Origin of the sequence: Caldinitratiruptor microaerophilus (assembly GCF_025999835.1) — a bacterium.
Classification (GTDB): Bacteria; Bacillota; Sulfobacillia; order Symbiobacteriales; family ZC4RG38; genus Caldinitratiruptor; species Caldinitratiruptor microaerophilus.
This window is the reverse complement of record NZ_AP025628.1, coordinates 1,579,217-1,602,905: the sequence shown is the minus strand read 5'-3', so window position 1 is coordinate 1,602,905 and position 23,689 is coordinate 1,579,217. Positions and strand designations below refer to the sequence as shown.

The following is a 23,689-nucleotide window of genomic DNA, read 5'->3' as shown; positions in this document are numbered from 1 at the left end:
GGCGCGGCGCCACGACCATAGGGGGTGGGACAGAGGACCCCGTAAAGGCGAAGGTCCGGACTACCGACAACGGCGGGCTGCGATCGTATCGTTTGATGAACAGATCGGTATTTCGGGAGGAGGAGGAACGATGGCAACCCTGGCATCCGTGAAGGAACGGCGGGTGGTTTCCGAGCGATACGGCCCGACGGACTGGCTCGGTGGCTGGCGGACCCTCCTGTGGGGCTACGCCGCCGTGCTGGCGCTCTTCCTGGGGCTCGAGCTGTACGTGCTCCGGTTCTGGACCGCCGGGCTCGACTCCGCCAGCTACGACTTCACCCTGTACTGGCGTAGCCTGTTCGTCGCGGAGATCCTGTCTGTGGGTGCGTTCACCGGCCTCTGGTGGGGGTGGCTCGTCAAGTCGGGCCGGGCGCTGGCCGCGGAGAAGGTCGACGCCCGGGAGGAGGTGCGCCGGATCGCCACCTTCTGGGGCCTCGTGGGGATCACGAGCCTCATCCTTTACTTCATGGCCAGCTTCTTCCCGAACCAGGACGGTGCGTGGCACCAGACCGTGGTCCGTGACACGGCAATCACGCCGCCGCACGTGGTGATGTTCTACATGGCATTCCCCCTCGGCATCACGTTCAGCATCGGCACCTACCTCTACGGCCGTACGCGTCTGCCAGCTGTGTACGGCCCGTCCAGGGGGTTCCCCTGGTCCTTCGCCTTCCTCATCGCCGCCTCGGTCACCGAGATGCTGCAGGTGGCGTTCAACGAATGGGGCCACAGCCTGTGGTGGGCGGAGGAGTTCTTCGCGGCCCCCTTCCACTGGCCGTTCGTGACGTACGGGTGGCTGGCGGGCGGCATCTTCGCCCTGTGGGCCGAGACGATCATCCGTCTGTACCAGATCGAGAAGGAGATCGAGATGCCCACTGAGGTGGGGGCGGCCAGCTGACCCCCTGTGGTTGCGGCCCTGCCGCCGTCCGCGTGGCGCCGGCAGGGCCGCACGATCAAGATGAGTCTTGGATGTGGAGGAGGGAGCGGTGTGGCGACGGTCGCGCGGGTGGAAGAGCTCCGGCAGCTCGTGAACAAGAAGTACCGGTTCATCGACCGCAAGTGGGATCTCGTCTTCTGGGTCACCGCGGCGTTCGTGGTGGCGGCCGCCGCGGACATCACGAAGCTCCTGTTCGCGGGCGACTGGGACATGTGGACGGACTGGAAGGACCGGCAGTGGTGGATGACCATCACGCCCTTTGCCATGATCATCATTCCGTCGGCGCTCCAGTACATCCAGTGGGCGGCGTGGCGGTTCCCCACGGGCGCCACCTATACGTCCGTGTGCCTGTTCCTCGCTTCGTGGATCGGCCGGTGGCTGCAGTGGAAGGTCCTCGTTTCCTATCCGCTCAACTTCGTGTGGCCGCAGTCGACCATCCTGGCCGGGATCCTGATGGACTGGATCCTCCTGAAGACCCGGAGCTTCGTGCTCACCTCCCTGATCGGCGGGATGGTGTGGACCCTCGCCCTGTGGGTGGGCAACTATGTTCCGCTGGCGCCCTTCCTGCAACCCGTGCAGTTCATGGGGCACGTCGTCACTCTTGCGGACGTCCAGGGCATCGCTTATCTCCGAATGCAGACCCCGGAATACCTGCGCGTCATCGAGCACGGGTCGCTGCGCACCTTCCTGCAGGAGGCCCAGTACGTCGCCTTCGCCTTCGGCGCTACGCTGGCGATCGCCGGGTACTGGGTTGGCCAGTTCATCGGCCGTTACCTGGCCGTCTGGCCCATCCGCAGGTTCCTGAAGCAGGTATAGAAAGGCGGGGTGATCGGTGAGGCGCCGGTTCGTATCCGTCGTCTTGACGGTCATGGGGTCGTTGTGGCTGCAGGCGCCGCTCGCCCTGGCGCACGGCGGTGCGGACTCAGAGGTCGACATCACCCGCCCGGCCCTTCTCTCGGTGCTTCTGGGTGTTGCAGGGTTTCTCGTCATGGCGTGGGACGAGGTCGTGCCGGGACTGGCGGAGGTCATCCGGGGCGGACCGGTGGTGCCGCGCGGGGACGGTCCCCGGAACGGCAGGGAGAGTGAACGGGAATGAGAATGAAGCGGCTTCTTTTCACGTTCGCCCTGGCCATCGGGCTCTCGGTGGGACTGACCTCGGGCGTGTTCGCCCACGGCGAGCGCGCTCAGGAGGCATTCCTGAGGCAGAAGACCGTCGCCTTCTTCGACGTGAGGTTCTCCGCGGACACGGTGAAGCAGGGCGAGTCCCTGACCATCACGGGCACGGCGAAGATCCTGGAGACCTGGCCGCCTACGCTACCGGAGCCCGAGGTGGCGTACCTGGGCGTGGTGGCGCCGGGTCCGGTGGTGGTGATGAAGGAGAGGATCGTGAACGGCAAGCCGGCGCCCGGCTCGATCTTCGTCCGGAAGGGTGGGGTCTACGAGTTCCGGATGACGGTCGAAGGGCGCCGGCCGGGCCAGTGGCACGTGCACCCGGTGCTTGCCATCGAGGGCGCCGGTTCGCTCCTGGGGCCGGGGCAGTGGATCACGGTGCAGGAGGCGGCGGGCGGATTCCGGAACCTGGTGACGCTCTTCGACGGCAGGACCGTGGACCTGGAGCGCTACCAGACCGGGTTCGTGGTGGGGTGGGCCCTCTTCGGCCTCGTCCTGGGGCTATGGTGGATGTGGTACTGGACCGGGCCGAAGCCGACGGTGACGCGGCTAGCGGTCACGAGCCAACTGCCGATCAACGACGACGGCGCGGCTGTCGGCCTCATCACGAAGGCCGATCACCGGTTCGTCAACGTGGTGGCTCTCCTGGCGGTCGTTCTCCTTGCCGCCGGTTGGATGTACATCCAGCGGGCCTTCCCGGTGCGGATCCCCCAGCAGGTCATCCGGTTCGAGCCACCGGAGATCGCCCAGCCCTTGCGCTTTGCCGAGGCCAGGGCAACGGCGGCCACGTACGATCCCGATACGGACACGCTGGCCATGGAGGTTGAGGTGACGAACCTGGGGAACGAGCCCGTCCGTCTGGTCGAGTTCACCACATCGAACCTGACCTTCGTGAACCGGGCGACGGCCGACCCCGGGTACCCGCACTTGTTTGCGGTGGAGCCGGAAGGCACGGTGGGACCCGGGGAGACGAAGCGGTTCAAGGTATCGATCCAGGACCCGGCCTGGGAGGACGAGAAGCTCATCCCGGTGCAGCAGTCGCAGATGTCGGTGGCCGGGGTGTTCACGGTCCAGGACGCCGGGGGGCAGCGCAACCGGATCACGGTCGAGTCGAGCCTGGTTCCCACGAGGTTCTGAGCCCGGCTTGCGCAGGCGGGTGAGGATCAGGGACGGCGTCCGGCGGACGGACGCCGTCCTTCGTGGTGTGCCGGGCCGGACGGGGCACATGAGTCTCCGCGCAGCGCACCGCGGCGGTTCGGACAGCGTGCGAGACCGCCTGTCGGCGCAGGTCCATCTCGACCGGGTTGTCCGGGGAGAGTTCGAGCGGGTGGTTTGGTGCTGCCGGGCAGGGGAGACCGGGGTGGGTCTGGCCGGACCCGCCGGCGTGGCCCGTGTACGTTGGCAGGCGGGCCCTCTGGCCGAAACGCCGTCACCCTGGATGGAACGAAACGCACATCTTGATAGGTGAGGCTTGCCGCTTTGTATCAGGATCTGCGGGTGGGGGCGGTGGCATCGGTCGGCGAAAGGGGGGTCCGGGGGGCGGGAGGCGGCCCAGGTTTGCCGAAACAAGGTGTTATGTCAACGTATCAGGCCGTTTCGGCCGGTCCAGTCGCACAGATTGAACCTCGTTGCCAGATCTTGACTCGCAACTTTTGCGAGTTGGGCAAAGGCATTCCTCATCGCCAGAACGATGTCCTGTTCCACGGGACAGCCAGGGCACGGGCGGGGTCATGACCCGCCGTTCGACGCGCCGGTGACAGCGGGAGAAAGGCTGGGTTAGACTTAGGAGGGATGCGAAGGCAAGACACGGTCCGGCGACGGGAGCGATTCGAGGGCACATGGACCAGGCTACATCTTACGAGAAGACGAGCTTTCAGGATCTGGGCATCTCCGACCGGGTGCTGCGCGCCCTGGCGGAGATGGGCTTCGAGGAGCCCTCGCCGATCCAGGCGCGGGCGATCCCCCTGCTCCTGGCGGGGAAGGACCTGATCGGCCAGGCCCAGACCGGCACGGGCAAGACGGCAACCTTCGGCGTGCCCATCGTCGAGAAGATCGACCCGCGGGTGCGGGCCACGCAGGCCCTGGTCCTCACCCCGACCCGGGAGCTCGCCATCCAGGTGGCGGAGGAGATCGGACGCATCGGGCGGTTCAGCCGGGTGCGCGTGGGCCCCATCTACGGCGGGCAGAGCATCGAGCGGCAGGTGCGGCTCCTGCGCGCCGGCCTGGAGGTCGTGGTGGGTACGCCCGGGCGGATCATGGACCACATGCGCCGTGGCGTCCTGAGCCTCGACCGGCTGCGGATCCTGGTCCTCGATGAGGCCGACGAGATGCTGGACATGGGCTTCATCGAGGACATCGAGTGGATCATCCAGCAGGCGCCGCAGGACCGGCAGACCATGCTCTTCTCGGCCACCATGCCGGAGGAGATCCGCCGGCTGGCGCAGCGGTACATGCGGGACCCGGAGTTCGTGCAGGTGAGCCCGCAGCAGCTGACGGTGCCGCAGATCGAGCAGTTCTTCTACGAGGTCCGGCAGGCCCTCAAGACCGAGGCCCTCACCCGGATCCTCGACGCCGAGAACGTGGAACGGGCCATCATCTTCTGCCGTACGAAGAAGGGCGTCGACGAGCTCACGGAGGCCCTGCAGGGGCGGGGCTACCTCGCCGAGGGGATCCACGGCGACATGAACCAGGCCCAGCGGAACCGGGTGATGGAGCGTTTCCGCGGTGGTCAGGTGGAGCTGCTGGTGGCCACGGACGTGGCCGCCCGCGGCCTCGACATCGAGGGCGTGACGCACGTCATCAACTACGACATCCCCCAGGACCCCGAGTCGTACGTGCACCGCATCGGCCGCACGGGGCGGGCCGGGCGGTCGGGGACGGCCATCACCCTCATCACGTCCCGGGAGTTCCCGCAGCTGCGGCTGATCGAGCGGGGCATCCGCCAGCGCATCCAGCGGCGCCCGCTCCCGTCCCTGGCCGACATCGCCGAGCGCCAGAGAGAAACGCTGAAGTCCCGGGTCCTGAAGGCCCTGGAGGAGGGCCACCTGGGCTACTTCCGGGAGGTCGCTCGGGACCTCCTGCAGGAGGACTACGCCGCCGAGGAGCTCCTGGCGGCCGCCCTCAAGGTCGCGGCGGGCGACCAGGCTCCGCCGGCGCCGCTGCCCACCGACTTCGGGGAGACCGGCGCCGAGCCCGGGTTCGTGCGCTTCTTCATCAACATCGGCCGCGCCCAGGGTGTCCAGCCGGCCGACATCGTGCGCAGCATCGCCGGCCAGGCGGGGATCCCGGGCCACGTCATCGGGACGATCGACATCTACGACCGGTTCACCTTCGTGGAGGTGCCCAAGGAGGTCGCCGGCCAGGTCATGGCGGCCATGCAGGAGTCGACGATCAAGGGCCGGACCATCAACATCGAGCCGGCCAGGAAGCGGTGAGGGCCGGGCAGCCCCCTCTTGCGACGGGCGCCCGGCTGCCTTAAAATGGTTGATGCGAACATGTGTGCGATCTCCGACAAGGAAGCGCAGCCCATCCGCACCTTCGTCGCGGTGCCCGTCCACTCGCCCGCCCTGGTGGCGGCGCTCGAATCCGCCCAGGCGACCCTGCGCCAGGCCGGCGTCCGCGCCCGCTGGGTCCGGCCCGGGCAGTTCCACTTCACCCTGAAGTTCCTCGGCGAGATCCCGGCGTCGCAGGTTGAGGTCGCCCGCGCCGCGCTGGAGCGGGCGGTGTCGGGAGCGGGGCCCTTTGACCTGGAGATCGCCGGTCTCGGCGCCTTCCCGCGGCCTGATGCCGCCCGGGTGCTGTGGGCCGGCTGCGGCGACGGCGGCGCGCGGCTGATCCAGCTCGCCTTCCGGGTCGAGTCGGCCCTGGTGGCGGCCGGTTTCCCCCCCGAGCCCCGGCCCTTCACGGCCCACCTCACCCTGGGGCGGCTTCCCGCCGGTGGCAGCACCCCGCAGGTGGCCGGCGCCCTGCGCCGGAGCGCCCGGCCGTCGTTCGGGCGGCAGCCGGTGACCGAGGTGGTGCTCTACCGGAGCGACCTCCGGCCGGACGGCCCCGTGTACACGCCGCTGTCCCGATTCCCGCTGTAGCTCCCGGCTTGTCCCCGGAACGGCCCGGATGTATAGTGGTAATCAGATGGAATTGAAGGGAAGGATTTACAATGGGCTTTGACCGCCAGAAGGCGCTCGAGATGGCCATGGCCCAGATCGAGAAGCAGTACGGCCGGGGCGCCATCATGAAGCTCGGCGAGTCCAGCACGGCCCAGGTGGAGGTCATCCCCACGGGGTCGATCGCCCTGGACATCGCCCTCGGGCTGGGCGGGCTGCCGCGGGGCCGAGTGGTCGAGATCTTCGGGCCGGAGTCCTCGGGCAAGACGACGGTGGCGCTGCATGTGATCGCCGAGGCGCAGAAGCGGGGCGGGGTGGCCGCCTTCATCGACGCGGAGCACGCGCTCGACCCGGTCTACGCCCGCAACCTGGGGGTGGACATCGACAACCTCCTGGTCTCGCAGCCGGACACGGGCGAGCAGGCGCTCGAGATCTGCGAGACGCTCGTGCGGTCGAACGCGATCGACGTGGTCGTGGTCGACTCGGTGGCGGCCCTGGTGCCCAAGGCGGAGATCGAGGGGGAGATGGGGGAGGCGCAGGTGGGCCTGCAGGCCCGGCTCATGTCCCAGGCCCTGCGCAAGCTCACCGGCGCGATCTCCAAGTCCAAGACGGTGGCCATCTTCATCAACCAGCTGCGGGAGAAGGTCGGGGTCCTGTTCGGGAACCCGGAGGTGACCCCGGGGGGCCGGGCCCTCAAGTTCTACGCCTCGGTGCGGCTGGACGTGCGGAAGATCGAGACCCTCAAGTCCGGTCAGGAGGTCATCGGGTCGCGGACCCGGGTGAAGGTCGTCAAGAACAAGGTGGCGCCGCCCTTCCGCCAGGCCGACTTCGACATCATCTACGGGGAGGGGATCTCCCGGGAGGGGAGCCTCCTCGACGTGGCGACCGAGCTGAACCCGCCCATCATCCAGAAGAGCGGGGCCTGGTACTCGTACGGCGACCACCGCATCGGGCAGGGGCGCGACGCGGCCCGGATCTACCTCAAGGAGCACCCGGAGCTGGCCGACGAGATCGAGCAGAAGGTGCGCGAGCGTCTCCTGCCGGGCGCGATCAAGGCCCAGCCGGCGGTGGATGCGGATGGCGTGGCGGAGTGAGCCGGAGGAACCCGACGCCGGGTCAGCCGGGGACCGCCGTGGCGAGGGCGGCGAGGCGGAGCGCTGCCTGGCGGCCGCACTCCGCCATCTGGGTCGGAGAGCGCTGACGGCGGAGGAACTGAGCCGGCGGCTGGCCCGGCGTGGGTTCTCCGAGGCGGCCGTCTCCGCAGCCCTGAGCCACCTGGCCGCTCGCGGCTGGCTGGACGACCGGGAGTACGCGCGCCAGTACGTGGCGGCCCACCGCCAGGGGTGGGCCCTGCAGGGGCCGCGCCGGCTGGCGGCAGAGCTGCGCCGGCGTGGGGTGCCGCCGGACATCGTCGCGGAGGTCGTGGGCGACCTCGGGAGCGCGGAGCTGGAGGCCCAGGCGGAGGCCCTGGCCCGGTCGCGCCTCGCCCGGATGGGCGGTGCCGACCGCCGCACGGCCTGGCGGCGGCTGAGTGGGCTCCTGGCCCGCCGCGGCTTCGAGCCGGAGGTGGTGGCGTCCGTCCTTCGCCGGGTGCTCGCGGCGCCGGACCCGGACGCCTCGGACGAACCGCTCTGACGGACGCGCCCTGTTACCCGACTCTGCCGGGTGCGCCGGTGCACGCGCGGAAAGGGGGGATCGCCTTGGCGCTGCGGTTCGTGGTGGGGCGGGCGGGAACGGGAAAGACGCGGCTCTTCCTGGACGCCATCGAGGCGGAGCTGAAGCGGGCCCCCGACGGCCCGCCGCTCATCCTGCTGGTGCCCGAGCAGGCCACCTTCCAGATGGAACAGGCCCTCCTGGCCCGGGTGCCCGGCTTCGTGCGCGCACACGTCCTGAGCTTCCGCCGGCTCGCATGGCGTGTGCTCACGGAGGTGGGCGGCGCCGCCCGGCCTGCCATCGGCGAACTCGGCCGGCGGATGGTGCTGCGCGCGCTGCTGGCCCGGCGGGCGGGGGAACTCCGGCTCTTCCGCCGCGTGGCCGGCCGGCCCGGGTTCCCGGGCCGCCTGGCACGCAGCCTGAGCGAGATGCACGCGTACGGAGTCACGCCGGACCGCCTGGAAGCCGCCCGGCGGGCCCTCGAGGAGGCCGGCGCCGGCGACAGCCCCCTGGCCGCCAAGCTGCACGACCTCGCCCTCCTCTTCGCCGACTTCCGGGCGTACCTCGCCGGCCGCTTCACCGACCCGGACGACTCGCTGACCCTCCTGGCCCGCCAGCTCCCCTCCTCGTCGCTCGTCCGGGGCGCCGAGGTCCGGGTCGACGGTTTTCAGGGCTTCACCCCCCAGGAGTTCGCCGTGCTGGAGGCGCTCTTGCCGGTGGCGCGCCGGGTCGAGGTCGCCCTCACGCTGGACGGGCGCCTGCTGGACCGGCTCGACGCCGGTGTGGAGCCGGCGCCGGAGGACGTCTTCCACCCGACCGCGGCCACGTACGTGCGGCTGCGCCGCATCGCCCGGCAGCAGGGGGTCCGGGTCGAGCCGCCGCGGGTGCTGGACGGCGGTGACCCTCCCGTGCGCTTCCGGGCCGCCCCGGCCCTGGCCCACCTCGAGCGCGCGTACTTCGATCCCGGGGCCGTGCCGCTCAGCGGTCCGGCGCCCGAGGTGGCCCTGGTCACGGCACGGAACCGCCGTGCCGAGGTCGAGGCGGCCGCCCGCGAGATCCTGCGGCTCGTCCGGGAGGAAGGGTACCGCTTCCGGGACATCGCGGTCATCGTCCGGGACCTGGGGGAGTACCACGACCTCGTCGCTGCCGTCTTCGCCTCCCAAGGCATCCCGCACTTCGTCGACCGGCGCCGGCCCGTGCTTCACCACCCGCTGGTGGAACTCGTCCGCTCCGCCCTGGAGGTGGTGATCTCGGACTGGGCCTACGAGCCGGTCTTCCGCCTGCTCAAGACCGACCTGGTCCCCGTGCCCCGGGCCGACGTGGACGTGCTGGAGAACTACGTGCTGGAGCACGGCATCCGCGGGCCGGCCTGGTACCGGCCCGAGCCGTGGCGGTTCCGGCGCCGCTTCACGCTCGACGAGGACGGGGGACCGTCCGAGGCGGAGGCGGCCTGGCTGGCCGAGGTGAACCGGATCCGGGACGGGGCCACGGCGGCCCTGCGGGAGCTGCAGGAGCGGCTCGGGCCCGCGCGGCGCGCACCGGCGCCGGTGCGCGCCCTGGCGGAAGCCCTTCACGGCTTCCTTGAGGCCCTTGGCGTCCACGGGCAGCTCCTCCACTGGAGTGCCGAGGCCGACGCCCGCGGTGACCCCGACGCCGCCCAGGAACACATGCAGGTGTACGGCGGCGTGCTGGAGCTGCTCGACCAGGTGGTCGAGAGCCTCGGCGACCAGGCGATGACCCTCGCGGAGTTCCTCGAGGTGGTGGAGGCGGGCCTGGAGGGGCTGGAGGTCGGCCTCATCCCCCCGGGGCTCGACCAGGTCGTCGTGGGGTCGGTGGAGCGGTCCCGCCACCCGGACCTGCGGGCGGCGTTCGTCCTCGGCGTGGCGGACGGGGTGTTCCCCCGGGCGGGGTCGGAGGACGTGATCCTGAGCGACCCCGACCGGGACCGGCTCGCCGAGCTCGGGCTCGAGCTCGGCCCCACCGCCCGGCAGGTGACGCTGGAGGAACAGTTCCGGGTGTACCTCGCCCTGACCCGGGCCCGCGAGCGCCTCTGGCTGAGCTGCCCCCTGGCCGATGACCGGGGCCGCGCGGTATGGCCGTCGTCGGTGTTCGTGCGGGTGCAGGAACTCCTGCCGGAGGCCCCGCGCCGCCACATGGAAGCGGCGGGCGAGGACGACCCGGCCGGGGCCGCCACCATCCCGGAGCTGGCGGGGCGGGTGGCGGCGCGCCTGCGCCGCGCCCTCGAACCCTCGTCCGCAGGCTTTCCGGCAACCGGGACGGGCCCGATGGGGGTCTCCGGCGAATCCCTGGAACCCTGGCTCAAGGTGTACCAGTGGCTGGTCACGGACCCGGCCGCGGCGCCCCTCGCGCGCCCGGTGCTGTCGAGCCTCGCCTACCGGAACGACCCACCGCCGGTAGACCCCGAGGTGGCCGGGCGCCTGTACGGGGGGCCGGTGATCCGCACCAGCGTGACCCGCCTCGAGAGCCTGGCCGCCTGCCCGTTCCAGCACTTCGCCGCCCACGGGCTGGGGCTCCGGGAGCGCGCCGTGTTCCAGGTGGGGCCGCCCCAGCTGGGGTTCGTGCAGCACGCGGCGCTGCAGCGCCTGGCGCACGACCTGGAGCGGGACCCCGCCGGCTGGGAGGGGCTCGATGCGGCGGAGGCGGAGCGCCGGATCGGCGCGCTCCTGGACGACCTCGCGCCGCGCCTGCGGGGGGAGGGGCTCGTCCCCACCGGGCTCGAGCGCTACCTCATGCGGCAGGTGCGCCGCTCGCTCGCCGGGGCCGTCCTGGTGCTCGCCGAGCACGCCCGCCGCGGGCGCTTCCGCCCGGTGGCCGTCGAGCTGCCCTTCGGGGAGGCGGACGGACTGCCGGGGCTCGCGGTGGCGGGGCCGGGCGGCCGGCAGGTGGTCCTGCGGGGCCGGATCGACCGGGTCGACGCCGCCGAGGGGCCGGGCGGGCGCCTGTACCTGCGGGTGGTCGACTACAAGAGCACCGCCCGCGCGCTGCGCGCGGCGGAGCTGTATCACGGGCTGTCCCTGCAGCTGGCCGTCTACTTGCTGGTCGCCCTGGCCGGGGCCGACCGGCTCGTGGGCGCGCCGGCCGAGCCCGCCGGCCTGCTGTACTTCCCGCTGGCCGCCGCGCCGCTCTCCGGGTCGGGCCCGGTGAGTCCGGAGGAGGCCCTGGCCGCCTGGCGCCGCGCGCTGCGCATGCGGGGGGTGGTGCTGGCGGACCCGGCCGTGGTCCGGCTCATGGAGGCCGAGGGGGCCGGGGAGCTGGTACCCGCCCGGATCAAGAAGGACGGCCAGGTCGACAGCCGCTCCGGGGCCCTGCCGCCTGCCAGGTTGCGGCGGCTCCTCCGCCACGTGCGGGGGCGCCTGGCCGGTCTGGTGGGGCAGATGCTCGCCGGCGACGTGCGGATCGCCCCGTACCGGCTGGGCGATGCCACCCCGTGCGCCACCTGCGCGTACCGTGCGGTGTGCCGGCTCGACCCCCGCACCGAGCGCGACCGGTTCCGCACGCTCCCCCGCGCCCGGGACCGGGACGTGTGGGCGCTCCTGGACGATGCAGACGGGGCTGACCCGGCGAGCAGGCCGGACCCGGCGGAGGAGGGGTGAGGGGCGATGGGCTGGACGCCGGAGCAGGAGCTGGCGATCGAGGCAGAGGGCACCCGGGTCCTGGTGGCGGCCGCCGCGGGGGCCGGCAAGACGGCCACGCTGGTCGAGCGCGTGCTGCGCCGGGTGCTGGGCGGGCTCGACCTGGACCGGCTCCTGGTGGTCACCTTTACCGAGGCGGCGGCAACTGAGATGCGGCAGCGCATCGCGAGGGAGGTGAAGGCCGCCCTCGCCCGGGACCCCGGCAGCGCCTTCCTCCGCCGGCAGCTCTCGCTCCTGGACCGGGCGTCCATCCGCACCCTGCACGCGTTCTGCCTCGGGCTCGTGCGGCAGCACTTCTACCGCCTGGGCCTCGATCCCGGCGTGCGGGTGGCCGACGAGCACGAGGCCGCCCTCCTGCGGGAGGAGGCGCTGGACGCCGTCTTCGAGGCGGCGTACGCCGCGCCCGACCCGGAGCCCTTCCTGGCGCTGGTGGACCGGTACGGCGGGCTGCGGGGCGACGCGCGCCTCCGCGAGGCGGTGGAGGCCCTCTGGTCCCAGGCGGTCCAGATGCCGTGGCCCTGGCGGTGGCTGGAGGAGGTGGCCGCGCGCTTCGAGGACCCGCCCGGGAGCGGAGAGCCGTGGGTACCGTCGGTGCAGGCCGAGGTGGCGGGCCGGCTCGAGGAGGCGGTGTGGCTCCTGCGGCGGGCCCTCCGTCTCGCCGCCCTGCCCGGGGGTCCGGCGGCCTACGGAGACGTGCTGGCCGGGGACCTGGCGCGGCTGGAGGTGCTCCTCCGCACGGCCCGATCCGGGACGTGGGAGGACCTCCGGCAGGGGCTTCTGGGGTTCGAGTTCGGCACCCTGCCGCGGCTGCGCGCCGATGCGGTGCGGGGCGACCTGAAGAAAACCGTCACGGATCTGCGCGAGCGGGTGAAGGAGGTCGTGCGGCAGGAGCTGGCGGGCGGCGTCCCGGGCCGGCCGCTGGGGGACCTGCTCGCGGAGCTCCGGTCCCTGGCGCCTCTGGTGCGGACGCTGGTCGGGCTGGTCCGGGAGCTGGACCGGGAGTACGCGACGGCCAAGTCGGCCCGCGGGCTCGTCGACTTCCACGACATCGAGCGCCTCGCCCTCCAGGTCCTGCTCGACCCCGGGGCGCCCGAGGGGACGCTGGCGCCCTCGGCGGTCGCCCGGGAGGTGCAGGCCCGGTACGCCGCCGTCCTCGTGGACGAGTACCAGGACATCAACCCCCTGCAGGACGCCATCCTGACGCTCGTCTCCCGGGACGGCGGCGAGGCGGGGCCGCCGAACCTGTTCATGGTGGGGGACGTCAAGCAGAGCATCTACCGGTTCCGCCACGCGGAGCCCCGGCTCTTCCTGGACAAGTACCACCGGTATTCCCGGGACGGCGAGGGACCCGGCCGGCGCATCGACCTCCAGGCCAACTTCCGCAGCCGTCCCTCCGTCCTCCGCGCGGTGAACTTCCTCTTTCGCCAGATCATGACCCCGGGCGCCGGCGAGGTCGCCTACGACCGGGCCGCCGAGCTCGTGCCCGGTGCCGAGTATCCGGAGCCCCCCGCCACTTCCGAGCCCTCCGGTGGCCCGGACGGGCCGGCCCCGGCACCGCCGGGGGCCGCACCGGCGCCGTGGCCCCCGGGTCCGCCCGCCGGCGAGGCGCCGGTGGAGATGTACCTCATCGCCGGAACGCGGGGCGAGGGCGGCTCCGCCGGCGAGGAGGGGTCCGCAGGCGAGGGCGGCGGGGACGATCCGGAGGGGGCGGAGCCCGCAGGCGGTGAGCCGGCGGAGGGCGCTGCAGCCGGTGCGGACGAGGAGGCGGAGATGACCGCCCTCGAACGGGAGGCGTCCCTCGCCGCCGGGCGGATCCGGGCCCTCCTCGATGGCGGTACCCTCATCTGGGATCGCGAGGAGGGGCGCTACCGGCCGCTCCGGCCCCGGGACGTGGTCATCCTCCTGCGGTCGCTCCGCCCCGCCGCCGCCGTGGTGGCGGCCGCCCTGGAGGCCGCCGGGATCCCCGCCTACGCCGACGCCGGCTCGGGCTACTTCGGTACGGTGGAGGTGCAGACCGTCCTGTCGCTCCTGGCGGTCATCGACAACCCGCGCCAGGACATCCCGCTGGCGGCGGTCCTGCGCTCCAGCGTGGTGGGGCTCGACGCCGGGGACCTGGCCCGCATCCGCCTCGCCGCGCCGGGAGCCGACTTCTACGGCGCGGTACGGGCGGCGGCGGCGGGCGAGGGGGGTGAGGCCGTCCCGGCAGCCCTCGCTGATCGGCTGAGGGGATTCCTGGAGCGCCTGGAGACGTGGCGGGGCCTGGCCCGGCGGCTCCCGCTGAGCCGCCTCCTGTGGCACCTGTACGAGGAGACGGGGCTCGTGCACCACGCCCTCGGCCTGCCGGAGGGCGCGCAGCGCCACGCGAACCTGCTGGCCCTGCACGACCGGGCCCGCCAGTTCGACCAGTTCAGCCGCCAGGGTCTCTTCCGCTTCCTCCGCTTCGTCGAGCGGCTGCGCGAGCGCGGCCAGGACATGGCGGAGGCCTCGCCGCTGGGCGAGGGGGAGGACGTGGTACGGATCCTCAGCATCCACAAGGCCAAGGGGCTCGAGTTCCCCGTCGTGGTGGTGCTGGGCCTGGGCAGGCGCTTCAACCTTGAGGACACGCAGGGCGACCTGCTGGTGCACCGGGACCTGGGACTGGGGCCCCGGATCGTGGACCCGGACCTCCGCCTGCGCTACCCCTCGCTCGCCCACCGCGCGGTCGCGGCCCGCCTGCGGCAGGAGGCCCTGGCCGAGGAGATGCGCGTCCTGTACGTGGCGCTCACCCGGGCCCGCGAGCGGCTGGTGCTCGTCGGCACGGTGGCGTCGCCCGCCCGCTCGATCCCGGCCTGGGCGGACCTAGCCGCGTGCCACACGGGCTGGCCGCTGCCCGACGGGCTCCTCGCCGGCGCCAACGCCTACCTGGACTGGCTGGGGCCGGCCCTTTGCCGCCATGCCGGCGGCGCGCCCCTGCGGCGGTGGGCGGCGGGGGCGGGGTCGGCCGGAACGGAAGCGGCCGGGGTTCCCGCCGACCCCGGCGTGGCTGCCGACCCGTCCCGCTGGCACGTGGCGATCCTGTCGCCGGCCGAGGCGGTGGCCGCCGGAGCAGGCGGCGCCCCTCGCGAGCCGGTCGTGGCGCCGCCCGGGGGCAAGGGGTCCGACCTCCTCGACCTCCGGGAGCGCCTCTGCGGCCTCGAGCCGCTGCCCGGGGTGACGCTCGACGGGCCCGGCCCTCACCGGGACGCCGCTCTGCGCCTGCGCTGGACGTACCCGTACGCGGATGTGGCTCGCCGGCGCGCGAAGACCACGGTGTCCGACCTCGTCCACTGGGGCCGGGGTCCGGATGCCGGCCCCTCGGGCCCGGACGAGGACGCCGAGGGGCCGGAGTGGGCCGGGGCCGTCCATCCCGAGCCGGCCCGCCTGCGCGCCCTCACCCCCGCGCGGCCCCGCTTCCTGCAGGCGCAGCCCGCGACCCTCACCCCGGCCGAGGCGGGCTCCGCGACCCACCGCGTGCTGCAGCTCCTCGACCTGGGCGCTGCCCTCGACGAGGCGGACATCGCCCGCCAGGTGCGGGTGCTGGTGGAGCGGGAAGTGCTGACGGCGGAGCAGGCGGCCGCGGTGCCGGTCGCCGACCTCGCCCGCTTCTTCGCCTCCCCCCTCGGCGCGCGCCTCCGGGCGGCACCCGACCGGGTGCGGCGGGAGGTGGCGTTCACGGCCGGGGTGCCGGCCGCCGAGGTCTTCCCCGACCTGGATCCGGAGCAGGCCGCCGGCGAGCGGGTGACCCTTCAGGGGATGGTCGACTGCGTGCTCGAGGAGCCGGACGGGGGCCTCGTGATCATCGACTTCAAGACGGATGACGTCGGTCCCGAGGAGGCCGGGCGAGCTGCCGACCGGCACCGGCCGCAGGTCCTGACCTACGCCCGGGTGCTGGGCGAGGTGCTGCGGCGCCCTGTGCGGGAGGTATGGCTCGCCTTCCTGCGCCCGGGCGTCAACGTTCCCGTCGGGCCCGTTGCCGGCGCTGCCGGCGGTCTGATACAGTAGTGGACCAGGAACACGCCCGACCTGCGCGGGGACGGAAGAGGGGTCTTGGGGTTGGCAAAGCTGTACCGGGAGGACCTGATCATCTGGAAGGCGCCGGGGGCGCAGCGCTGGTACATCCTCGAGCGTGAGCCCTTCGAGAAGGAGGGCGTGAAGAAGGGGATCCACCGGTTCGGGACGGTGGGGACGGACGCCATCTTCTCCTCTGAGGAGGAGGCCCTGGAGGAGCTGAACCGCTGGCCCTCCCGCGAGGAGGAACGGGCGGGCGCCCAGGCCGGTTGAGGCCGGTCCGGGATAAACGGACCCGCAGGACATAAGAATACCCGGGGGACATCTTGGACAGCGGGGGTGGCGCCGGTGGAGGACGACCGCTGGGAGCGCTACCGCCGCGCGCAGGAGCCCGCGTGGGACGACGGGCCACCCTCCCCGGCCCCGTCGTGGCTGGAGCACGTGGAGCGGCTCCTGCTGCACCTGACCATCCTCGGCCTGGTCACGCTGGTGCTGGTCCAGATGCTTCTCACCCAGCCTCCCCTGCGCCGGCTGGCGGTCTTCGCCGACCGCCTGGAAGGCGTGGATTGGGAGGCTCTCTTGGCGCGCCGCGATCTGGCCGGGATTCCCACCGTGACGCCGGACACGGGCCGGACGCCGCCGCAGGGCGCCACAAGCGGGACGTCCCAGCGGGGCACCGGGGGCGGCCCCTCCCTGCCGAGAACCGGGGACGGTACCTCCCCGGCACGGGAGCGGGCGGCCGGTGCGAGCGCGGCCGGGCAGGGCGAGGTCGCCCCGGCCCTGGGGCCGGTCCGTGAGGGGCGAATCACCGTGACGCTCATCAGCCAGCCGTCCGCACCCGGGGCGCGCCTCCTCGTCGACGGCCGGGCGGCGGGCGACTTCCGCCGCGGCGCGCTCACGACCCGCGTGCGCGCCGGGCAGCGGGTAGAGGTCGACGGGCGCGCCGTCCAGGCCTCCCTGACCTTTCGCGTGACGATGGTGGAGGGGCTCGACGAGCCCCAGCTGGGCGAGCAGATCACGACAGACGGGGACCTGGCCGTCCTCGCCGTGGCGCGGTGAGGGCGATCCCCCGGCCCGATCAGCGGATCAGGCGGACCTCGACGTCAGACTTGAGCTGTCCCCATGCTCGTTCTGCGGTCAGCGCGGGTCTTCCAAGCTGTTTCGCCAGCGCGAGGCAAGCCCTGTCGCCGAGCGAAAGACCTGCTTCCCGGGTATGGACTCGCAAGAGGCCGGTTTGGTACGCGGATTCCGCGTCGAAAGGGACCACATCCATGGGCAGCGGACCAAGGACTTGCCGGATCTCCGCTTCCGGCATGCCGACGTCCGCAAGCTTGGCTGTGACCTCTGACAGGTTGACTGCGCTGATGACGGCACCCTCGAGGAGCGCCGCCATCACCTGCTCGGCTCCGGGCTCGTTGTTCAGCAGCGCGAGCAGGGCGGAGGCGTCCAGGACCCACTTACTCATGCGCGGCCTCTACCCGGCGCTCAGCCGCCAGTTCGTCGACGAGCGACCGCCCTTCGGGGACGTAACGGCGCACCGCCTCCTGCGCTCGCCGGATGGCTCCCTCGAGGGTCATGATGCGGATTTCGTCCTTCTCGAGGCGAAGGATCACGTCGTCTCCAATCTGGATTCCCAGAGCCTTTCGGTATTCCACCGGGATGACGAGACGGCCTCCGTCGGCAACCTTCGTCCGCACTTCGCTCCGCTCTCTGTCCAACATGGAGCCGAACCTCCGTCGTGGTACAAGAATATACGGGTGCCACTTCGGGACTACAATACCATGACCGATGCTTCATGGCAATCACGAGACGAACCCTGTCGTCGTGCGCGCCATTCCCAAAGGAGCCGATGACCACGGCGGCGGCTGCGAGGGAGGCACCTCGCCCACCCAGGCCACAGTCCCCGTGTGACCCACCGCCCCGGCTCCAGCGAACCGTGTGTCAGGAAGACGGCCACCACGACCCGCGCGTGCGGATGCCTCACTTGTCTGTCGATTCACTGGGCGGATAGTTCTCGTCGTAACTTGCCAACCGGCACTTGTCAGACTTGGCCCGTTCGCTACAATGAAACCCAAGACAGACCGGTCGGTCGGAAGGACCCATTCGGAGAACCCAGTCGATTGCAGCGGGAGGTATGGGTCTGCAGACGGCTGCCGAGTCGCTGCGAAACCAGATCGTGAGCGCAGCCCTCCAGCTCTTCCTCGAGAAGGGGTACCATTCCACCTCCCTCCAGGACATCATCACCGCCGCCAACTGCAGCAAGGGTGGGTTCTACCACCACTTCGCCAGCAAGGACGACCTCCTCTACCTCATCCACGAGACCTTCATCACCTACGAACTCGAGCGGGGCGAGGCGGTCCGTAGCCAGCCCGGCCCGGCGGCCGAACGGCTCCGGCAGGTCATCGTGGACCTGGTGGAGAGCATCGCCCTGTACCGTCCGCATGTCACCGTCTTCTTCGAGGAAAGGCGCTCCCTGTCATCGGAAAAGTTCGCGTTGGTGAAGCAGAAGCGCGACCGGTACGAGGCCCTGGTGCGGGAACTGGTCGAGGAGGGCATGCGGAGCGGCGAGTTCCGCCAGGACCTCGACCCGCGCATCGTCACCTTCGCCATCTTCGGCATGTGCAACTGGACCTACCAGTGGCTGCGTCCGGACGGGCCCCTGACGCCCCGGCAGGTCGGCGAGATGTTCAGCAGCCTGATCCTCCAGGGCCTCCGATCCTGATGTGGGAGGTGTCGGCCGGGTGGAACGCGCCTTCCTCCACCCCGAGATCGAGACGATGCCGCGGGAGGAGCTGCGCCGGCTCCAGCTCGAGCGCCTGCGGTGGCAGGTGCGCCGCTGTTACGAGGGCTCGGCGTTCTACCGCGAGCGGATGGACCGGGCGGGGGTGCGGCCGGAGGACATCCGCACCCTGGACGACATCCGCCGCATCCCCTTCGTGACCAAGCAGGAGCTGCGGGACGAGCAGGCGGCGCACCCCCCGTACGGCCGCTTCACCGTGGCGCCCCCGGAGACGTGGCGGGAGATCCACCCCTCGTCGGGGACCACCGGCGCGCCGGTCCTGACGATCTGGAGCGAGAACGACATCCGCAACATCACCGAGTTCACCGCCCGCACCCTCTGGTCTTTCGGGACGCGGCCGGGGGACGTCATCCAGAACGCCTTCAGCTACGGCCTCTGGGTGGCCGGGATGGCCGTCCACTACGCCGGCCGGCGGCTGGGGGCGCTGGTCATCCCGATCGGGGCGCAGCTCACGGACCGGCAGATCGACTTCCTCACCCGCGCCCGGTCGACGGTCCTGACCGCGACGCCCTCGTACGGCCTGTACATCGCCGAGAAGTTGGCCGAGGCCGGGATCGGCCCGGAAGACCTGCACCTGAAGGCGGTCGCCCTGGGGGGCGAGGCCGGCACCGAGGCGCCGGCCACCCGGGCGAAGCTCGAGGCCCGGCTCGGCGGGGCCGCGTACGACTACTACGGGCTGGCCGAGATCGGGCCGACCTTCGCCTCCGAGTGCACGGCCCAGGCCGGCCTGCACTGGAGCGAGGACCACCACCTGATCGAGGTCATCGACCCCGCCACGATGGAGCCGGTCCGCCCCGGGGAGGTCGGGGTCCTGGTGATCACCCACCTCACCCGGGAAGCGACCCCGATGCTCCGCTACTGGACGAACGACTACGCCCGGCTCGACCCCGAGCCGTGCGCCTGCGGCCGGACCCACGCCCGCTCGCCCGGCGGGATCCTGGGCCGGCACGACGACATGATCGTGTACCGGGGCGCCAAGTTCTACCCCAGCAACGTGGAGAACGCGGTGCGCTCGCTCCCCGAGCTGACCGACGAGTACCGCATCGAGGTGGCGGGCTCCGGCGGCATGGTGGAGCGCTGTACGGTCGTGGCCGAGATCCTGCCGGGCGCCGGAGACCCCGCGCAGGTGTCCGAGAGGCTCCGGGCCCGGCTCAAGCAGGAGTGCCTGGTCACCCCCGACGTGCGCCTCGTGCCGGCGGGGACCCTGCAGCGCACCGAGTTCAAGGCCAAGCGGGTCGTACGCCTGGCGGCGGCCGGACCGGCGGCCGGCGCGGGCGATGCGTAGACCGGCCTGCGCCCCGCGCAGGCACAGCGAAGAAAGGGGAGGTCGCGAAGTGTCTCGAACAGGTCTGACGCGCCGGCTGGCCCTCGTGCTGGCGCTGGGGCTGGTGGCCCTGGCGGCCGGCTGCGGTGGGCAAGGGGCGGGGACGTCTTCCCAGCCCGCGGGCGGTGCACAGCAGCAGCCGGCGGCCGCCCAGCCGTCGGGTGGCGGCGCGGGGGGCGGCCAGCAGCAGGCCCAGCCGATCAAGATCGGCGCCCTGTACATCCTTTCCGGCCGCCTGGCGCTCTACGGCAAGGCGGGCAGCCAGGGGCTCCAGTTCGCCGCCGAAGAGATCAACAAGCAGGGCGGCATCCTCGGCCGGCCGGTCGAGGTGAAGGTGATCGACGAGCAGGGCAAGCCGGACGTGGCGGCCCAGGAGGCCCGGCGCCTCATCCTGGACGAGAAGGTGGACGCCCTCATCGGGGTCGACTCCAGCTCCAGCGTCCTCAACGTCGCCCAGGTGGTCGGCGAGCTGAAGAAGCCCCTGCTGGTCACCCACGCCGCCACCCCGAAGCTGGTGGGCGAGGCCTGGAACCCGTACGTGTTCCGGGTGAACAACGACGCCCGGATGGACGCATGGGCCGCGGCGGCCCTCGCCGCGAAGCTGCCTTACAAGCGCTGGGCCAACATCGGGCCTGACTACGAGTTCGGGCGCGTCTCATGGCAGGACTTCATCACCCGGCTGAAGCAGCTCAAGCCCGACGTGGAGGTCGTGGGCGAGGCCTGGCCGCCCTTCAACGCCCCCGACTACACCAGCCACATCACGTCCATCCTGAACGCCCAGCCCGAGGCCGTCTTCTCGGTGATCTGGGGCGGCGACCTGGTGACCTTCATCCGGCAGGCGAAGGGCTTCGGCTTCTTCGACAAGGTGAAGCTCTTCGTCGACCCCGTCGGCGCCTCGCTTTCGGTCCTGGTCCCGCTGGGCAAGGACATGCCCGAGAACCTGCTGGTCTCCACCCGCTACTGGTTCCTGTACCCGGAGACCGAGCGGAACAAGAACTTCGTGAAGGCGTACTACGAGCGCTTCAAGGAGTACCCGGATTACGTGGCCCAGGAAGGCTATGCGGCGCTCTACATGTACAAGGCGGCGGTCGAGAAGGCCGGCACCACCGACGCCGACGCCGTGGTCAAGGCGCTCGAGGGCCTCTCCTTCGACGCTCCGGAGGGCAAGAAGACGATCCGCCCCGAGGACCACCAGGTCTTCGAGGACCTCGTCTGGGGCTACACCAAGCACACCGACCAGTACCCGTTCGCCATCCTCGACCGGATCACCGTCGTGCCGGCGGCCGACGTGACCTATCCGCCGCAGAACAAGCGCTGAACGGGGTGAGGGGCGCGGGCCGGGGGCGGGGCCGGCCGTCCCCGGCCCGCGTGCCGGCCCCGGTTCGTCGTCCCAGGAGGTGCCGCAGTGGCACTCGTCTTGCAGGTGCTCAACGGGCTCACCTTCGCGTCCTTCCTGTTCCTGCTGTCGACGGGGCTGAACCTCATCTTCGGGGTCATGCGGATCGTGAACTTCGCCCACGGGTCCCTGGCCATGCTGGGGGCGTACGTGGCCTTCGCGGCGGCCGGCGGGGTGACCGGGAGGTTCTGGGTGGGCACGCTGGCGGCGCTCGCCGTGCTCGCAGCCCTGGGCATCGCCCTGGAGCGCGGGCTCCTGCGCTTTCTCTACGCCCGGGAAGAGCTGTACCAGATCCTCCTGACCTACGGGCTCGTCCTGGTGTCCGAGGACGCGGTCAAGCTCATCTGGGGCCGCGACTACAAGTCCCTCTCGTTCCCGCCCCCTTTCGCCGGGCCGGTGCAGGTGGGCTCGGCGCTCTTTCCTTCCTATTACTTGGCGCTGATGGCGATCGCCGCCGCGGTGGCGGTGCTGCTGTGGGTCGTGCTCTACCGCACCCGGGTGGGGGCCGTGATCCGGGCGGCGTCGGCGGACCGGGAGATGACCGAGGCGCTGGGGTACAGCGTCCCGGCCCTGGGCGCGGCCGTGTTCGCCGCCGGGAGCGCCCTCGCCGGCCTCGCCGGGGCCCTGATCCTGCCGATTCAGACGGTCTCGCCCGGCTTCGCGGTGGAGGTCGTGATCGAGGCGTTCATCGTCGTGGTGGTGGGCGGGCTCGGCAGCATCTGGGGGGCGCTCGTGGGGGCGGTGTTCATCGGCCTCCTGCGCTCGTTCGGGATCGCCTACTTCCCGGTGTTCGAGCTGGCGCTCGTGTACCTGACCATGGCCGTCATCCTGATCGTCCGGCCCTGGGGACTCCTCGGGGTGCCGCCGGTGGGGAGGAATTGACGTGGGTCGGGCGGTGCAAGTCGGCCTCGGGGCGGCCACCCTGGCCATCCTCTGGCTCGTGCCGGCGTTCGGCTCCGCGTACGCGGTTCAGCTGGCCACGGAGGCCGCCATCCTGGCGCTCTACGCGACCAGCTTCAACCTGCTCCTGGGGTACGGCGGCATGCTCTCGCTCGGGCACGCCGCGTTCTACGGGGTCGGCGGCTATGCCGTGGCGCTCTTGGTGAAGAAGGCCGGGCTGGCTTCCTTCCTCGGGACCACGGCCCTGGCGGCGCTGGCGGCCGCGCTGGCGGGCCTGGTGATCGGGTTCTTCGTCGTGCGCCTGTCGCAGGTGTACTTCACGATGCTGACGCTCGCCTTCGGCCAGATGCTCTACGCACTGGCCGCGCGCTGGTACAGCCTCACGAACGGGGACACGGGCATCGTGGGGCTGCCCGCCGCCTCGATCGGCCCGCTCTCCTTCGCCTCGCCGGGCGCATTCTACCGCCTCACCCTGGTCGTGCTGGCGGCCGGGCTCTACGTGCTGTGGCGGGTGGTCAACTCGCCCTTCGGCCTGGCCCTGCGGGCGATCCGGGAGAACCCGAAGCGCACGGCCTTCCTGGGCGTCGAGATCCGCCGGCACCAGCTCGCCGCTTTCGTGATCGCGGCCGCCATCGCCGGGGTGGCCGGCGCGATGCGCACCTGGTACCAGCACAGCGTGTTTCCCACGGTGGTGCACTGGGGCCAGTCGGCGGACGCGGTGGCGGTGGCGATCCTCGGCGGCCACGGCAGCTTCCTCGGGCCGGCCGTGGGCGCCCTGGTGTACCTGGGGCTGCAGACGTACATCCGGCGCATCTGGGAGTACTGGTCGCTCACGCTCGGACTCATCCTGATCGTCCTCGTGTTCTTCCCCGGAGGGGTCACGGGGGGCCTCGCCGCCCTGGCGGAGCGGCTGGCCGGAAGGGGGGCGAGCCATGACCGTCCTGTCCGCGCGTGACCTGCGCAAGGCGTTCGGCGGCGTGGTGGCCGTGGGCGGCGTGAGCCTGGACGTGGAGGACGGGGAGATCCGCGCCGTCATCGGCCCCAACGGGGCGGGGAAGAGCACCTGCTTCGACCTCCTGAGCGGCTGGATCCTGCCTGACGGGGGCACGGTCACCCTCCTGGGCCGCGACGTGACCGGATGGACGGCGCCCCGCCTCGCGCGGGCCGGCCTCGGGCGATCGTTCCAGCGCTCGAACGCCTTTCTGGGGCTCACCGTCCTGGAGAACGTGCTGGCCGCGGTGCTGGCCCGGGCCGGCCACGCGCGGCGGCTCTGGCGGCACGTGGCCGGCTATGCGGCGGAGCGCCGGCGGGCGCTCGAGGTCCTCGAGGCGGTCGGCCTCGGGGCGTGGGCGGACGCCCCCGCCCGCACCCTCCCCTACGGCGATCAGAAGCGGCTCGACATCGCCATTGCCCTGGCGGTGGAGCCCCGCGTGCTGATCCTCGACGAGCCCCTGGCGGGCCTGGCGCCGGCCGAGCGGACGGGCATCCTCGACCTCATCCGCTGGCTGGCCCGCGACCAGGGGAAGACGGTCATCCTGTCCGAACATGACGTCGACGCCGTCCTGGCCACGGCGGACCGCATCACGGTCCTGCACCAGGGCCAGGTGCTCACCGAGGGGACTGCCGCCGAGGTCGTGGCCAACGCGGCCGTGAGGGCGGCGTTCCTGGGGAACTGACGGCGGCGGAGGGGA

Annotated in this window: 20 protein-coding genes; 18 read left to right on the top strand and 2 right to left on the bottom strand. The window is 71.9% G+C overall.

The features are described from left to right. The first annotated feature begins 130 nt into the window (after nt 1-130). From caldi_RS07755 to caldi_RS07700, 12 genes are all read left to right on the top strand, one after another. Complete coding sequence (locus caldi_RS07755) at nt 131-934, top strand: methane monooxygenase/ammonia monooxygenase subunit C (RefSeq protein WP_264844527.1); 804 nt, start codon at nt 131-133, stop codon at nt 932-934. 90 nt (nt 935-1,024) lie between these two features. After that, nucleotides 1,025-1,789, top strand: coding sequence for a methane monooxygenase/ammonia monooxygenase subunit A (locus tag caldi_RS07750; RefSeq protein WP_264844526.1), 765 nt, complete (start codon nt 1,025-1,027; stop codon nt 1,787-1,789). A 16-nt stretch (nt 1,790-1,805) separates the two neighbouring features. Beyond that, nucleotides 1,806-2,069 carry a hypothetical protein gene (locus caldi_RS07745; protein WP_264844525.1) on the top strand — a complete coding sequence of 88 codons (264 nt, stop codon included), beginning with the start codon at nt 1,806-1,808 and terminating at the stop codon, nt 2,067-2,069. Further along, nucleotides 2,066-3,280, top strand: coding sequence for a methane monooxygenase/ammonia monooxygenase subunit B (locus caldi_RS07740; protein WP_264844524.1), 1,215 nt, complete (start codon nt 2,066-2,068; stop codon nt 3,278-3,280). Before caldi_RS07745 ends, caldi_RS07740 begins: the two co-directional genes overlap by 4 nt. A 701-nt stretch (nt 3,281-3,981) precedes the next feature. Next, nucleotides 3,982-5,577, top strand: a complete 1,596-nt coding sequence (locus caldi_RS07735; protein ID WP_264844523.1) for a DEAD/DEAH box helicase — start codon at nt 3,982-3,984, stop codon at nt 5,575-5,577. Between the two features lie 60 nt (nt 5,578-5,637). Beyond that, on the top strand, nt 5,638-6,228 hold the full coding sequence (thpR, locus tag caldi_RS07730) for an RNA 2',3'-cyclic phosphodiesterase (RefSeq protein ID WP_264844522.1): 591 nt from the start codon (nt 5,638-5,640) through the stop codon (nt 6,226-6,228). A 71-nt stretch (nt 6,229-6,299) separates the two neighbouring features. Further along, the gene (gene recA, locus caldi_RS07725) at nt 6,300-7,340 is read left to right on the top strand and encodes a recombinase RecA (RefSeq protein ID WP_264844521.1); all 1,041 of its coding nucleotides are present in this window, start codon (nt 6,300-6,302) and stop codon (nt 7,338-7,340) included. After that, on the top strand, nt 7,324-7,881 hold the full coding sequence (locus caldi_RS07720; RefSeq protein WP_264844520.1) for a regulatory protein RecX: 558 nt from the start codon (nt 7,324-7,326) through the stop codon (nt 7,879-7,881). Before recA ends, caldi_RS07720 begins: the two co-directional genes overlap by 17 nt. 65 nt (nt 7,882-7,946) lie before the next feature. After that, entirely contained in the window at nt 7,947-11,513 is a 3,567-nt protein-coding gene (gene addB, locus caldi_RS07715; RefSeq protein WP_264844519.1) for a helicase-exonuclease AddAB subunit AddB, read from the top strand. Between the two features lie 6 nt (nt 11,514-11,519). Further along, complete coding sequence (locus caldi_RS07710; RefSeq protein WP_264844518.1) at nt 11,520-15,572, top strand: UvrD-helicase domain-containing protein; 4,053 nt, start codon at nt 11,520-11,522, stop codon at nt 15,570-15,572. Between the two features lie 51 nt (nt 15,573-15,623). Then, the gene (locus caldi_RS07705; protein ID WP_264844517.1) at nt 15,624-15,851 is read left to right on the top strand and encodes a hypothetical protein; all 228 of its coding nucleotides are present in this window, start codon (nt 15,624-15,626) and stop codon (nt 15,849-15,851) included. 75 nt (nt 15,852-15,926) lie between these two features. Next, nucleotides 15,927-16,637 (top strand): hypothetical protein, encoded by a 711-nt coding sequence (locus caldi_RS07700; protein ID WP_264844516.1) that lies wholly within the window; start codon nt 15,927-15,929, stop codon nt 16,635-16,637. A gap of 19 nt (nt 16,638-16,656) precedes the next feature. Here the strand turns inward: caldi_RS07700 and caldi_RS07695 are convergent, their stop codons facing one another. Together caldi_RS07695 and caldi_RS07690 are read right to left on the bottom strand one after the other, a co-directional pair. Continuing rightward, complete coding sequence (locus tag caldi_RS07695) at nt 16,657-17,043, bottom strand: type II toxin-antitoxin system VapC family toxin (protein ID WP_264844515.1); 387 nt, start codon at nt 17,041-17,043, stop codon at nt 16,657-16,659. Next, a complete protein-coding gene (locus caldi_RS07690; RefSeq protein ID WP_264844514.1) occupies nt 17,036-17,299 on the bottom strand; it encodes an AbrB/MazE/SpoVT family DNA-binding domain-containing protein in 264 nt (87 codons plus the stop codon). Before caldi_RS07690 ends, caldi_RS07695 begins: the two co-directional genes overlap by 8 nt. Nucleotides 17,300-17,712: 413 nt before the next feature. Here caldi_RS07690 and caldi_RS07685 point away from each other — a divergent pair, with 413 nt between their 5' ends. The 6 genes from caldi_RS07685 (at nt 17,713) to caldi_RS07660 (ending at nt 23,674) form a co-directional block, all read left to right on the top strand. Then, on the top strand, nt 17,713-18,300 hold the full coding sequence (locus caldi_RS07685; protein WP_264844513.1) for a TetR/AcrR family transcriptional regulator: 588 nt from the start codon (nt 17,713-17,715) through the stop codon (nt 18,298-18,300). 19 nt (nt 18,301-18,319) lie between these two features. Then, on the top strand, nt 18,320-19,663 hold the full coding sequence (locus tag caldi_RS07680; protein ID WP_264844512.1) for a phenylacetate--CoA ligase family protein: 1,344 nt from the start codon (nt 18,320-18,322) through the stop codon (nt 19,661-19,663). Nucleotides 19,664-19,712: 49 nt separating this feature from the next. Beyond that, nucleotides 19,713-21,020 carry an ABC transporter substrate-binding protein gene (locus caldi_RS07675; RefSeq protein WP_264844511.1) on the top strand — a complete coding sequence of 436 codons (1,308 nt, stop codon included), beginning with the start codon at nt 19,713-19,715 and terminating at the stop codon, nt 21,018-21,020. Between the two features lie 87 nt (nt 21,021-21,107). Beyond that, the gene (locus caldi_RS07670) at nt 21,108-21,980 is read left to right on the top strand and encodes a branched-chain amino acid ABC transporter permease (protein ID WP_264844510.1); all 873 of its coding nucleotides are present in this window, start codon (nt 21,108-21,110) and stop codon (nt 21,978-21,980) included. Between the two features lies 1 nt (nt 21,981). Beyond that, on the top strand, nt 21,982-22,953 hold the full coding sequence (locus tag caldi_RS07665; protein WP_264844509.1) for a branched-chain amino acid ABC transporter permease: 972 nt from the start codon (nt 21,982-21,984) through the stop codon (nt 22,951-22,953). Continuing rightward, entirely contained in the window at nt 22,931-23,674 is a 744-nt protein-coding gene (locus caldi_RS07660) for an ABC transporter ATP-binding protein (protein ID WP_264844508.1), read from the top strand. The genes caldi_RS07665 and caldi_RS07660 overlap by 23 nt, the downstream gene beginning before the upstream one ends. The last annotated feature ends 15 nt before the right edge of the window (nt 23,675-23,689 follow it).

What these genes read in the sequence shown, in the direction of transcription:
- caldi_RS07690 (WP_264844514.1), bottom strand. Translation starts at nt 17,299, where the DNA reads ATGTTGGACAGAGAGCGGAGCGAAGTGCGGACGAAGGTTGCCGACGGA.
- caldi_RS07710 (WP_264844518.1), top strand. Translation starts at nt 11,520, where the DNA reads ATGGGCTGGACGCCGGAGCAGGAGCTGGCGATCGAGGCAGAGGGCACC.
- caldi_RS07660 (WP_264844508.1), top strand. Translation starts at nt 22,931, where the DNA reads ATGACCGTCCTGTCCGCGCGTGACCTGCGCAAGGCGTTCGGCGGCGTG.
- caldi_RS07720 (WP_264844520.1), top strand. Translation starts at nt 7,324, where the DNA reads ATGGCGTGGCGGAGTGAGCCGGAGGAACCCGACGCCGGGTCAGCCGGG.
- caldi_RS07695 (WP_264844515.1), bottom strand. Translation starts at nt 17,043, where the DNA reads ATGAGTAAGTGGGTCCTGGACGCCTCCGCCCTGCTCGCGCTGCTGAAC.
- recA (WP_264844521.1), top strand. Translation starts at nt 6,300, where the DNA reads ATGGGCTTTGACCGCCAGAAGGCGCTCGAGATGGCCATGGCCCAGATC.
- caldi_RS07685 (WP_264844513.1), top strand. Translation starts at nt 17,713, where the DNA reads ATGGGTCTGCAGACGGCTGCCGAGTCGCTGCGAAACCAGATCGTGAGC.
- caldi_RS07740 (WP_264844524.1), top strand. Translation starts at nt 2,066, where the DNA reads ATGAGAATGAAGCGGCTTCTTTTCACGTTCGCCCTGGCCATCGGGCTC.
- caldi_RS07735 (WP_264844523.1), top strand. Translation starts at nt 3,982, where the DNA reads ATGGACCAGGCTACATCTTACGAGAAGACGAGCTTTCAGGATCTGGGC.
- thpR (WP_264844522.1), top strand. Translation starts at nt 5,638, where the DNA reads ATGTGTGCGATCTCCGACAAGGAAGCGCAGCCCATCCGCACCTTCGTC.
- caldi_RS07755 (WP_264844527.1), top strand. Translation starts at nt 131, where the DNA reads ATGGCAACCCTGGCATCCGTGAAGGAACGGCGGGTGGTTTCCGAGCGA.